The organism is Bacillus sp. AY3-1 (assembly GCF_008368785.1).
Taxonomy (GTDB): Bacteria; Bacillota; Bacilli; order Bacillales; family Bacillaceae_G; genus Bacillus_A; species Bacillus_A wiedmannii.
In genome coordinates, this window is the sequence record NZ_QORZ01000009.1 from 323,716 (window position 1) to 336,467 (window position 12,752).

The 12,752-nt window shown below is 36.9% G+C and carries 12 protein-coding genes; 7 read left to right on the forward strand and 5 right to left on the reverse strand.

Features of this window, described 5'->3' with window-relative positions; all coding sequences use genetic code 11:
• Positions 1-602: 602 nt before the first annotated feature.
• The gene (opuD, locus tag DN389_RS06965) at positions 603-2,117 is read right to left on the reverse strand and encodes a glycine betaine transporter OpuD (protein WP_141554995.1); all 1,515 of its coding nucleotides are present in this window, start codon (positions 2,115-2,117) and stop codon (positions 603-605) included.
• 663 nt (positions 2,118-2,780) lie between these two features.
• Here opuD and DN389_RS06975 point away from each other — a divergent pair.
• The 4 genes from DN389_RS06975 to DN389_RS06990 all read left to right on the forward strand — a co-directional run bounded on the left by DN389_RS06975 (position 2,781) and on the right by DN389_RS06990 (position 8,699).
• Positions 2,781-3,659, forward strand: a complete 879-nt coding sequence (locus tag DN389_RS06975; RefSeq protein WP_000733337.1) for a cell wall-binding protein EntA — start codon at positions 2,781-2,783, stop codon at positions 3,657-3,659.
• A 79-nt stretch (positions 3,660-3,738) separates the two neighbouring features.
• Complete coding sequence (locus DN389_RS06980) at positions 3,739-4,041, forward strand: DUF3910 family protein (RefSeq protein ID WP_097859009.1); 303 nt, start codon at positions 3,739-3,741, stop codon at positions 4,039-4,041.
• Positions 4,042-4,339: 298 nt separating this feature from the next.
• Complete coding sequence (locus tag DN389_RS06985; protein WP_149236950.1) at positions 4,340-5,959, forward strand: SWIM zinc finger family protein; 1,620 nt, start codon at positions 4,340-4,342, stop codon at positions 5,957-5,959.
• A complete protein-coding gene (locus DN389_RS06990; protein ID WP_000610133.1) occupies positions 5,943-8,699 on the forward strand; it encodes a DEAD/DEAH box helicase in 2,757 nt (918 codons plus the stop codon). The genes DN389_RS06985 and DN389_RS06990 overlap by 17 nt, the downstream gene beginning before the upstream one ends.
• A 24-nt stretch (positions 8,700-8,723) precedes the next feature.
• Here the strand turns inward: DN389_RS06990 and DN389_RS06995 are convergent, their stop codons facing one another.
• The gene (locus DN389_RS06995; RefSeq protein ID WP_001080700.1) at positions 8,724-9,209 is read right to left on the reverse strand and encodes a VanZ family protein; all 486 of its coding nucleotides are present in this window, start codon (positions 9,207-9,209) and stop codon (positions 8,724-8,726) included.
• A 110-nt stretch (positions 9,210-9,319) separates the two neighbouring features.
• Between DN389_RS06995 and DN389_RS07000 the strand changes: the two genes are divergently transcribed.
• Together DN389_RS07000 and DN389_RS07005 are read left to right on the forward strand one after the other, a co-directional pair.
• Positions 9,320-9,544, forward strand: coding sequence for a DUF1659 domain-containing protein (locus DN389_RS07000; protein ID WP_000257711.1), 225 nt, complete (start codon positions 9,320-9,322; stop codon positions 9,542-9,544).
• 94 nt (positions 9,545-9,638) lie between these two features.
• Positions 9,639-9,854 (forward strand): DUF2922 domain-containing protein, encoded by a 216-nt coding sequence (locus DN389_RS07005; RefSeq protein WP_001197599.1) that lies wholly within the window; start codon positions 9,639-9,641, stop codon positions 9,852-9,854.
• Between the two features lie 19 nt (positions 9,855-9,873).
• On the opposite strand, the gene DN389_RS07010 is transcribed toward DN389_RS07005, so the two are convergent.
• Positions 9,874-10,272 carry a DUF4359 domain-containing protein gene (locus tag DN389_RS07010; RefSeq protein WP_000731403.1) on the reverse strand — a complete coding sequence of 133 codons (399 nt, stop codon included), beginning with the start codon at positions 10,270-10,272 and terminating at the stop codon, positions 9,874-9,876.
• Between the two features lie 194 nt (positions 10,273-10,466).
• Here DN389_RS07010 and DN389_RS07015 point away from each other — a divergent pair, with 194 nt between their 5' ends.
• Positions 10,467-10,973, forward strand: a complete 507-nt coding sequence (locus DN389_RS07015; protein WP_060488005.1) for a competence protein ComK — start codon at positions 10,467-10,469, stop codon at positions 10,971-10,973.
• A 55-nt stretch (positions 10,974-11,028) separates the two neighbouring features.
• Here the strand turns inward: DN389_RS07015 and DN389_RS07020 are convergent, their stop codons facing one another.
• Together DN389_RS07020 and yknW are read right to left on the reverse strand one after the other, a co-directional pair.
• Positions 11,029-11,499 (reverse strand): sigma-70 family RNA polymerase sigma factor, encoded by a 471-nt coding sequence (locus DN389_RS07020; protein ID WP_149236951.1) that lies wholly within the window; start codon positions 11,497-11,499, stop codon positions 11,029-11,031.
• Positions 11,500-11,986: 487 nt separating this feature from the next.
• Positions 11,987-12,655: a YknW family membrane protein gene (gene yknW / locus DN389_RS07025; protein WP_149236952.1), complete on the reverse strand. Its 669-nt coding sequence runs from the start codon at positions 12,653-12,655 to the stop codon at positions 11,987-11,989.
• Positions 12,656-12,752: the final 97 nt, after the last annotated feature.

The window sequence follows — 12,752 nt, forward strand, 5'->3', positions numbered from 1 at the left end:
GTGGGAGTTCTCCCACTGATTTTTATTTACAAAATAAAAATCAGCACAGAGCGCCGTATGCTCTGTGCTGATTTATTGCCGTATAAATTATATATATCAGACAATACCCCTTAGCTGAAAGTAATTTCACGTCCATCCCCCAACGAACGATTGACCTTCATTTATATACGAAAAAGTGATTGCTATTTTTGTAGAACCAATTGCTTCTCTTGCTGTTCTTTGCGCGTTTCAGTCTTAGGTTCCGTGCTTTCTTGGACACTACGATGTGCCACACGTTTCAAACAAATATGCTTCCACTTTCTTTCGTAACGTTTCATTATTCTAGATGTCCCCCTTGAATGCGCTTTAAAACTATTTGAAATCGCTTACAGGAAATAATATAGCACATATACATAAACGTGACAACACATTTCCGACAATTTTTTGTCAAAAATACAAATAGAATCCGCAAGATATCGAACATTGTCGAAATTTATCGATTTATCTTCGCATAAAAGGCATACTACTTACATAGTAAAGTATTTTATTTCCCTGACTTGCAGTTAAAATTCCTTCTATATAAAAAAGAGCTGATATATAATCAGCTCTTTTTCCTTCTATTATTAATGACGCTTCATACGTCCTTCTTTTTGTAACTCTTTAAATAATGCCGCCATCATAAAGAAGATAACGAAGACGAATGGGAATGCCGCAATAATAGCTGCCGTTTGCAGTGCTTCTAATCCACCAACATATAATAAAGTAGAAGCTATCGCTGCTAAAACGATACCCCAAATCATTTTAATGCGGTTCGGCGGATTTAAACTACCATGTGTCGTTAACATTCCTAAAACAAATGTCGCAGAATCTGCTGATGTAATGAAGAATGTTGCAATAAGTAGAATACCTAATACTGATAAGGCTGATCCAAAGCTTCCCATCTGATCGAACATAGCAAATAATCCTACTTCTGTTCCCATCTCTTTCACTTTTTCAAAGATATGTGCATCACCAAACAGCTCCATATGAATACCAGTCCCGCCGAAAACAGAGAACCAAAGCGCACCAATTACGGTCGGTACGAGTAACACACCAATAACAAACTCACGAATCGTACGTCCTCTTGAAACACGAGCAATAAACGTACCTACGAATGGTGACCATGCAATCCACCATGCCCAATAGAAAATTGTCCACGATTGAATCCATTGATTTCCGCCTTCATCTAATGGACTTAAACGGAAACTCATACTTGGCAATTCTTGAATATAAGAACCGATTGTTGAAGTGAAGTAATTCATAATAAAGTTTGTTGGACCCGCAAATAATACAATGATCATAAGTGCAAACGCCAAAATAATATTCGTATTACTTAAATATTTAATTCCTTTATCAAGCCCTGTCTGTGCAGATAACATAAATAACACTGTTACGATTGCAATAATGACTAACTGAGTCGTTAATGAATTCGGGATAGATGTTAAATAACTAACACCACCAGCAATTTGTTTCGCACCAAGACCTAATGATGTTGCGACACCAAACACAGTTGCGAAAACAGCTAACACATCAAATGAATGAGCAATACGTCCATGTTCCCCGCCTTTGAATAACGGACCTACTGTCGCACTAATCGTACTTGCTTTTCCTTTTCTAAAAGTAAAGTAAGCAATACACAGCGCTACAAATGCATATAGTCCCCACGGATGTAATCCCCAATGGAAAAATGAAAAACGTAATGCAAGACGCGCACTTTCCTCAGTTGCACCTTCTCCAAACGGAGGTGCGTACAAATGGTTTAATGGTTCAGCAACGCCCCAGAAAACTAAACCGATACCCATACCAGCGCTAAATAGCATAGCAAACCATGTCATATAACTATAATCAGGTTCATCATCATCTTTACCTAAACGAATAGAACCGTATTTCGAAACAATTAAAAAGATAGACACAACTAAAATAATAGAAACAGAAATAATATAGAACCATCCAAACTTACTAACTAATGCAGTTTGAATTGCGGTTGTTACATTTCCTAAGCTACCTTTTCCGATAATAGATTCGGGAATAATCCCCCAAATTGTAAATGCAATACATAATGTTAATGAAACGATGAATGTTTTTGTCAGTTTCCTCATCAAATCCCCCTTCGTAGGTTTCACTTTTGTAAATAACATAAATTCCGATATGTAAAATCGGATAGAAAACTATAATTTTACGGTGATTTTCTTACTTTCACCTTCACCAACTAGAATTCTTATGGACAGCCTTACCTTCCGTATAATCTTTTACTCTGCAAGAGCTATAAGATCGAAATACTGCTGTCAAATTGTGCGAGAAAAATGCGGATGGGAATGTGTTTTCCCAAAAAAGGATGTGTTACAGATGTAAAAAAGGGTATTTTTCTTCCTTGCAACCCTTTCTGTTTGTAACAATTATGCGGTTTTTTTGCTAGTATATAGCACGTGTTTATAGTTTCACAAACGAAATGTTTATGTTTATATAACTATATTACCCATAAAACGGTAAAATACTCAAGGAATGTAACTGTTTAGTAAACATTATGTAATGCTCCTGTAATATTTTTATTTACGCCGAAAACAATATGTTGTATTAAATATTTTGAATATAAGTAGAAACCTACTAATCATATAGAATGAAAACCGCTTTCTTATATTTTTTGCTATATTACAGGATGTTAACGACTGATTACGAATGGTTTGTAATTGTGTGTTTTCCTCAAATCCGAAAAAATCTGTTGCTATAATGAGGACACGAAAACAAACGCAATGGAGGCTATCATGAAAAAATTAATTGGAATAGCAACAGCAGCAGTTTTTGGTCTTGGGATTTTCACATCATCTGCTAATGCAGAAACTGTTGTAACAACAGACGTACTAAATGTACGCGAAAACCCTACTACGGAATCAAAAGTTGTCGGTAAATTACTAAACGGGAATAAAATAGATGTTCAAAATACAGAGAACGGATGGTCAAAAATCACTTTAGATGGTAAAGACGCATTCGTAAGTACAGAGTTTACAAAAAGCATCTACTACGTAACAGCTAACGTATTAAACGTACGTGCTGAAGCGAACACAAACTCAGAAATTCTTGGAACGTTGAAGAAAGACGATATGATCGAAACAACGAACCAAGTACAAAATGAGTGGTTACAATTTGAATATAACGGGAAAACAGCTTATGTTCACGTTCCTTTCTTAACAGGTACAGCACCTGTTATCGAGAAACAAGAACAACCTGCTCCTGCTAAAACTGTAGCACCAGCTAAAGCGCAAGCACCTGCAGCACAAGCAAAACCAGCTGCTAAGCCTGCTGTGAAAGCTGCTGAGACTAGCGAACCTTCTAATGGTCGTGAGTTAACAGTTGTAGCTACAGCATATACAGCTCACCCAAGCGAAAACGGTGGCACATACGGTGGCCGTGTATTAACTGCAATGGGTCATGACTTAACAGCGAACCCAAACATGAAAATGATCGCTGTTGACCCGAAAGTAATTCCATTAGGATCTAAAGTATGGGTTGAAGGTTACGGAGAAGCTATCGCTGGAGATACTGGCGGTGCAATTAAAGGTAACCGTATCGACATTCTACTTGGATCAGATAGCGCTGCTCAAAAATGGGGACGCAAAACTGTTAAAGTGAAAATTTTAAAATAACCAATGACTGCTAAAGCCGGTTCTCTTTGTTGAGAGCTGGCTTTTATTTTTTTATAATAACTATAAGGAGGTTATGTTCATGAATGTACAAGCAACAGTAGACTGGATCGGTACACCAAAACCGTATATATATAAAGATGAAGTAACATACGACGCTACTTCCATTGACTTTTCACTCGCTGGCGATGACAATCGATATAAATTAATTGTGCTCAGCTTTGAAGAAAATACACATTACAAAATTGTCCAATATGGAATCAAACCCGGCTCACAAAAGCCATTTCCTATCGATATTCCATTCGAACAAAACATGTTACCAATTATAGAACAAATATTACATGATCCATATGTGCAAGCGATATTAAAGGAAACGCGCTCATAATTGTAAAAAAGGATATCACCTCGTCAGATTTTTTCGGCTAAGTGATATCCTTTTTATTTTCCCTTCGTAAACAAGAGTAGAGAAAAATATATTAACGGTTCGACACGAAATATCGATTTACCGACAAAGATTGACAAGAGAAGTAAACTACAAAAAAGATGCCGTTCAAAAATATTGAAAAACACCTTTCCATCTCCATTCACAGTTGCAATATGATAATCCAAATTTCATTTTTTCTGTTTTGAGCATTTTTTGTTTATAATGGTAAAGGAAAGAAATATGTGTACGGAGGAATATTATGCTGCAACACTCAATTACGAAAGATGAAATTATGATGATTGCGAATGAGTTCGTTCAAGGACTAGATCCACAGCAAACAGCTGATCAGGAACATGTCGCTACAGCTCGGCACCTATATCGTAGTGGTGTTGTCTACAACGTTGACTTTGATGGTTATACGCTATCAGGAACTGTAGATGCTGCAGGCAGCGTATATAGCGTCCATATCCCGATTCGTAACGTCGCTGAAAGCTATTGCGATTGCTTTGCACCAACGCAATGTGAGCATATGCTCGCTGTTTTACTATCTGCAGCATCTAGTTTCGGGCAAGTAGGAGATGTATTAACTTTATTTAAAAATAATACGAAACCTTCCCTTCCTCCTATTCGAACTGCAAGACAAGTATTGCAATCATCAGCGTTTGAAGAAACGGATTATAAAAGTTGGCAATCGTATTTTGACAACGAATATGAATCATTTAAAAAAGAACAAGCTCGGCTTACTTATAAACAAATGTATTTTCTTATGAGTATTTTTACAGACTTCTATACGAAACTCGAGCGGAAAGCTCCGCGTATCGTTGCGATACATGAGTTGTTCAGGCTACACGCAGCGCTTTATTGCTTTCAAAAATTATTAGAAGAAATTCAGGACTTCGAAGCAAATAAAACGTATTCTTATCACCAGCCTGTTAACGTCGTTCGCTTATTTGTAGATAAAGTGGAATCCATCGTTCGGGACTTACAATCAGAAGCGATTCCTTCAGAGTCTGAAGCAATTTTGCAAGAAACAGCTCGTCTCGTTCACGAAGTATTCTTCTCCACCGATGCCTATACGCAAGAAAGATTTTTTATTTATCGTCACATATGGAGTGAACTCTTACACAATAAAGAGAAACTGCAAGAAGAAGAAAAGCGAATGGATACGAAAATCAATCCACTTTCCAAAGCATTAGCATCTTCTCACCTACTCTTTTTAAATGACGAAGACCTATTAGCGATGGACTTACTAAAAAAACAGCCTGCTTCTGTTGTAAGTCTGTACTTCTATTGGTTAGAAGAGCTATTAAATACAATGCAGTGGGATCGTGCGAAAAACTGGCTTTCCTTTACGTATAAACAAGTGAAGAAAACGATACATGAGCACGAAAATACGATTTTCATAAAAGATATCGTTCGCTTATTTGTCATCATGTATGAAACGTATGCAACCCATACAAATGAACAAGCCGGACTCGAAATGATTTTGCAAGAGCTACTACCATATAGTTTTGCAAACTATGAGCAATACGTACTCGCGAAAAAGCAATATCGTACATGGGCAGAACTTCAGCTCTTACATGGGTTTGAAGCAATTGAACTTTTGAAAGAGCCGCTGAAAGATATTGAAAAGGAAGCACCAGAAGCAGCCCTTCCTCTTTATCACCTTGCTGCTACCGAGGCCATTGAAGAGCGAAACCGCAAATCATATAGACGTGCAGTTCGTTACTTAAAGAAATTACGTACATTATATAAACGATTAAAGCGCACTGATGAATGGGATGCTTTCATTATTCACATCGCAAACTTACATTCACGTCTGCGTGCACTACAAGAGGAATTACGGAAAGGAAAATTAATCGATGATCAATCAAACTGAAGTAACAATTAGGCTCCAGCACGTTAGTCAAGGTTGGTTCCTTTGGGGAGAAAATGACAGCGGTACTCCATTATCCGTAACAAGTTGGAAACGAAATGCATTTACGTGGCACTCCACTTCCTTCTACGGCACGTTTCTAAAAGAAGCGACCTTTGAAGGAAAACAAGGTGTTATGCTAACAAACGCACAAGCATTTGAATACATCGCTAATAAGCCGATGAACTCCTTTGCCCATATTCAAATGAATGGCCCTATTACAGCACTTACGAAAGATGCGAACGAATTATGGGATGCCTTCACAAGCGGTAGCTTCGTACCTGATATGGAGCGTTGGTCTCAGCAACCATCTTGGAAAGTGCAAAATACCCCAATCGAAGATGACACATTGGCATCTCTTTTCTCGGCCGCGGTAAATGAAAGCATATTACAAGATAACCGTTCAAACGATGGATGGGAAGATGCCAAGAGACTTTATGAACATTACGACTTTACGAAAAGACAATTGGATGCAGCACTACATGAAGAAGATTGGCTTCGAAAAATTGGTTACATTGAAGATGACCTTCCCTTTACAATCGGACTACGGCTACAAGAGCCGCAAGAAGAGTTTGAAATGTGGAAGCTTGAGACAATTGTTACACCAAAGCGCGGGGCACATCGCATATATGTATATGAAAGTATCGATTCTTTGCCAAAACGATGGCACGATTATGAAGAACGTATTCTTGAAACACAAGAAGGATTCAGTAAGCTCGTACCGTGGTTAAAAGAAGGCGATACATTCCGAAGTGAGCTCTTTGAAACAGAAGCGTGGAACTTCTTAACAGAAGCAAGTAACGAATTACTCGCTGCAGGTATTACGATTTTACTGCCATCCTGGTGGCAAAATTTAAAAGCGACAAAACCAAAATTACGTGTGCAACTGAAGCAAAATGCTACGCAAACGCAATCTTTCTTCGGCATGAATACACTCGTTAACTTTGACTGGCGCATTTCAACGAACGGCATTGATTTATCCGAAAGCGAATTTTTCGAACTCGTTGAACAAAACAAACGGTTATTCAATATAAATGGTCAATGGATGAGACTGGATCCAGCCTTTATTGAAGAAGTACGAAAGCTTATGAACCGTGCCGATAAATATGGACTAGAAATGAAAGATGTCCTTCAGCAACATTTATCAAACACTGCTGAAACAGAAATTGTAGAAGAAGATAGTCCATTTACCGATATTGAAATCGAGCTAGATGGATATTATGAAGAGCTATTCCAAAAACTATTGCACATTGGAGATATTCCAAAAGTAGATGTCCCTTCTGCACTAAACGCAACACTCCGTCCGTATCAACAACATGGCATTGAGTGGTTATTATATTTAAGAACGCTTGGATTCGGAGCATTATTAGCTGACGACATGGGACTTGGAAAAAGCATTCAAACGATCACTTACTTACTATATATAAAAGAGAACAACCTCCAAACAGGCCCTGCTTTAATCGTGGCACCGACATCTGTTCTTGGAAATTGGCAAAAAGAATTTGAGCGTTTCGCACCAAATTTACGTGTTCAGTTACATTATGGAAGTAACCGAGCGAAAGGCGAATCATTTAAAGACTTCCTTCAATCAGCAGATGTCGTATTAACATCTTATGCATTAGCTCAGCTTGATGAAGAAGAACTTAGTACGTTATGCTGGGATGCTGTTATTTTGGATGAAGCACAAAATATTAAAAACCCACATACGAAACAGTCGAAAGCAGTACGAAACTTGCCAGCAAATCACAAAATCGCTTTAACCGGTACACCGATGGAAAACCGACTTGCCGAGCTTTGGTCTATTTTTGACTTCATTAATCATGGATATCTCGGCAGCTTAGGACAATTCCAGCGCCGCTTCGTCTCACCAATTGAAAAGGACCGTGACGAAGGAAAAATCCAACAAGTTCAACGTTTTATCTCGCCGTTTTTACTGCGTCGTACGAAGAAAGATCAAACCGTCGCATTAAACTTGCCTGATAAACAAGAACAGAAAGCGTACTGTCCACTTACTGGTGAACAAGCTTCCTTATATGAACAACTTGTTCAAGATACATTGCAAAATGTAGAAGGATTAAGTGGGATTGAAAGACGCGGATTTATATTACTCATGCTGAACAAACTTAAACAAATTTGTAACCATCCTGCTCTTTATTTAAAAGAAACAGAACCAAAAGACATCATCGAACGTTCCATGAAAACGAGCACGCTAATGGAACTAATTGAAAATATAAAAGATCAAAATGAAAGTTGTTTAATCTTCACACAATACATCGGTATGGGGAACATGCTAAAAAATGTGTTAGAAGAACATTTCGGTCAGCGCGTCCTCTTCTTAAACGGTAGTGTACCGAAGAAGGAACGTGACAAAATGATCGAGCAGTTCCAAAACGGAACGTATGACATTTTCATCTTATCGTTAAAAGCAGGTGGAACTGGCTTAAACTTAACCGCTGCCAACCATGTCATTCACTACGACCGTTGGTGGAATCCAGCTGTAGAAAACCAAGCAACAGACCGCGCATATCGTATTGGTCAAAAACGCTTCGTTCACGTTCATAAACTTATTACAACGGGGACACTCGAAGAGAAAATTGATGAAATGTTAGAAAGAAAACAATCCTTAAACAATGCCGTCATTACAACCGATAGTTGGATGACCGAACTATCTACAGATGAACTAAAAGAATTACTTGGTGTATAAACAAAAGGAGCTAATCTCAAAAGATTAGCTCCTTTTTCTACTCCAAAACCAATTGCTTATTATAATTCCTGTTAATCCGCCGCACGTATCCAGTAATGAATCTTGCCACATCGGTGTACGATCTCCCGTAGTCCATTGATGAATTTCATCAAATGTTGCATATCCTGCAACGAATAGAAGAGCGTATAGGAAGCACCTTTTTCTCGAATAACCCGATCGATGAAAAGCATAATACGTCAATGAACCGAGCATAAAGAACACCATAAAATGAGCACCTTTACGAAGGAAAAACTCAATAAATCCGCCTACACCTTTATTTGCAATGCTAACAGGTGTACCACCACCATAATCGATAGATACCCACGAAAAATGCTCTTCCACAAACTCAACATTTACATATTGTTCAATATCCGAACGCATATCCTGCTTTTTATATGGTTGTGCCGAGGAATAGAAAATCAACCCCATCCATAGTAAAACAGGAATCCAAAATAACCATTTACGATTCATTCTTCCGAAACCCCTCTCTTAGTCTTTTAAGCGTACCAAAAAAAAGAATAAATTTCACGCCAAAACATGACATTTGCAGCCTATTTATAAAGTGAAAGGGGGTGATAAACATGGCAGTCGAAACAATCGTAACGGACTTAACTTTACGTCTTGTCTTAAACAGTGGATTAGATAAGAACGGAAAAACAGCTTTTAAGCAAAAACAATTTAAGCGTGTTAAAACAAACGCAAACTTAGAGCAAGTACAAAACGTAGCACGTGCTCTTGCTTCTTTACAAGCATCACCGCTTCACGCTATACAACTTGTTAGCACATCAGATCTTTCTACCCTATAAGGTGGAACTTTAATCAGTGGCGGGCATCCCCCGCTGATTAAACCGATCACCCTACCCGCATATAACACGATAAATAAAAAGGAGGAAATAAAGTATGCAAGTACTAGAATTAATTTTTGCGAAAGAAGATGGAAAAACAGTTGTCTTTTCTATCGAAAAACCTATCACACCCGTCGATGCACAAGTCGTAAATCAAGTAATGGATACCATCCTTGCCTCATCTGTATTTTCATCAATTAATGAAAATACCAGAAAAAAAGGAGCCCGTCTCGTAGAAAAGAATGTATCTGAAGTTCCAATTAACTTATAAACAAAAAGACGAATCTGCATCATTTTGCAGATTCGTCTTTTTTCTTCGGCATTTCAATCGGAATAAAGATTTTTGAAAAACCGACGCATACATATTTATAGTGTTCTCCGCCTATATCAAACTCGGTCGTATATGTTGAGAAGAAAATATAATCATTTCGCTTTGTATAATTCTCAATTAATAATCCAACTTGTGGCTCAACATATTTTTTCGCCAACTTCTTACCAGCCGATGCTAAATCGCCAAGGAGACCCTCTTCATTTTCTTTTTGAACTTCGTCTAGCTTCTTACTTACATCATTACGTTTCATAAACTGCTTCGCTGCCCAGTCTGTATATTCACCTTTACTCGGATTACTATTTGCTAAATATACTAGAAGCACGACAACTAGAGCCATAATAATATACTTTTTCTTCATACTATCTCACCGCCTACTCTTTTCTATTTTCATATATATGTACAAGCGATGCAAATTAGAAAGACTAACATCTATTGATTGTAAACGAATAGTCAAAATTTACAATATGAAACAGAATATTAATAATTAATTTACTTAATTCGTATATAATTATATTTGGTATTACTATCATTTATAAGGGAGGAATCAAATTTATGAATGAAGAAAATGATATTATTATTTCTAATTCAACAATGATGCTAGAGCCTTACAAGCACCCTTATTATCAAACAAAGATTATCGAAAGTAGCGGGAACCATCTTTACTCCTGTCAAACTGCTCTCCAGCTCATCAAACAATCTTGTCTAACCAATGTTCACTCTACTTATCAAGGTAGACGGAAAGCAGTCCAAACAAACTTTCATTTCAAACAAAATGTCCCAATTCCAATTAATCATCGAGAATATATTTGTGCTTTCCCAACAGAATCTCCTTCTTCTCCAAACTGTATATGGCTGTTTTATAACCATATAGATGACATAGAGTTTTTCAAAAAGAGTAAAAAAGCTAACATTCATTTTTCAAATGGCACAACTACAACCATACATATCAGTCCCCATAGATTAAAACAACAATTATTAAAAGCTGGATACGTATTATCACGTATGAACATGCAAGATTCACTACAATTTAAAAGCCTCTTATTACATTTACTACCCTAACATAATAAGTAGAATGGAAAGCAATATTCCTTGCCTTCCATTCTTATGATAATATTTACCCTCTTAAGCTATTTCGCATTTTCTCAAGTGCTTGCCGATACATCCACCTCACTTGATAATAGGTCATTTCCATCTCGTTAGCGATTTCTCCCATCGTTTTTCCTACAAAAAATCGTTCAAAAATAATATACTTCTCCTTCTCATCTAATACACTCATAAAATCCTTCGCTTTTATTCCAATATCTTCAAAATGGAAGATATCCTCATACTCTCCTACACATACACACTTTTCTTGCACTGCAAACTCTTTCTTCAATCTTTCTAATATATAACCACGTACCGTTACAGCTGCATATGCTGGGAAACTTCCTTTCTCCGCATCAAATCTTTCATACGCATACCAAAGACCAATTAAACCACATTGATAATACTCTTCATGATCTTGGTAAATACCCAACTTCTTTATTTGATTTACAATCATACCTTCATACAAAACAACCGCCTCTTTGAAAGTTGCTGGTTTCACACAGTACCCACTTCTAAAAGGTATACCTCTTTGTTATTCCGCCGGTACCTCCACAATATAAAAATAAAGAAGTGATTTCACTGCGAGTAATTTCAAATACTACCGCTGAAATTTGAAATTACATGAAGTAGAATTTGAAATTCTGTTGGTCGTATTTGAAATAAGGGTAAAAATAAAAAAAGGTTCCTTCTATACATAAGAAGGAACCTCTTGTTTATACATTTTCGACTTATACTATTCTGTAAGTATACGTTTGAAAGATCTATCGATTGCATATAGACCTGTAGCTAAAATACAGCTTATAACACCAACAAATATATAAGGATTCTTATTCGGCATATATTCTACAGCTAACAATAATAAAACTAACATGAACAAAAAATTTGCTAATAATTTCTTAAACATATGTATCTACTCCTTATAACAAAAATGCAGCAATTACTTTTATAATTGCTGCATTTCTTTCTAGCGACATGAAATATCAAGATTATTGCACTAGTCCTCTTAGCGCACCAAAGCCAATCGTTAAGATGAAGAAAATAACCATAAGAATCGTTGCTTTCTTTTTGCTTAAACCAGCTGTAATTTGAAGACCTAACCATGTAATCACAAATCCCCAAATTGTAAATACTTCAATGCTATTTGCAATACCTTTTACAGCACCGCCGCTTGAAGCGAAAATTGGTCCTAAACCAGTGTAAAATTCTTTCCCTGAACCACCTAGAATAAGTGCTAAAACTGCATTTATTAATACGCCAAGTAATGAAATAATGCTTGAATATACAGTAATCGTTAATAATTTCTTATAAGAAGTATCATTACTCATTAACATCATTAACACTTTATATACAGCAGCACTAATGAAGAAACCTATTATCATACCGAGAACACCAAATACAAAACCAGCACCGAAAGTCATCACAGGTGTAACATTAACCCCTAATTCTTGATTGAGCTTAATTGATTCAGGTGTTAAAGAATATACATAAGTACTAATACCTCCAGTAATCCCTGATAGTAAAGAAAGTATCCAAAACGCACCCCAAACTGCATTATTAGTCTTCATTCTCTCAAACTGTTCACCTGGAGATGTAATCATCCCTAATAATGATGGCTTTTTCGAACCTACATCTTGCGTATTAATATTCGCTTCCATTATAACGCCTCCTTCTATTTATATAACCCGTTCTAACGGGCGGTTCACTTCCTCAACATAGAGGCTACGAACCGCCCACTAGAACGGTAATGTGTAG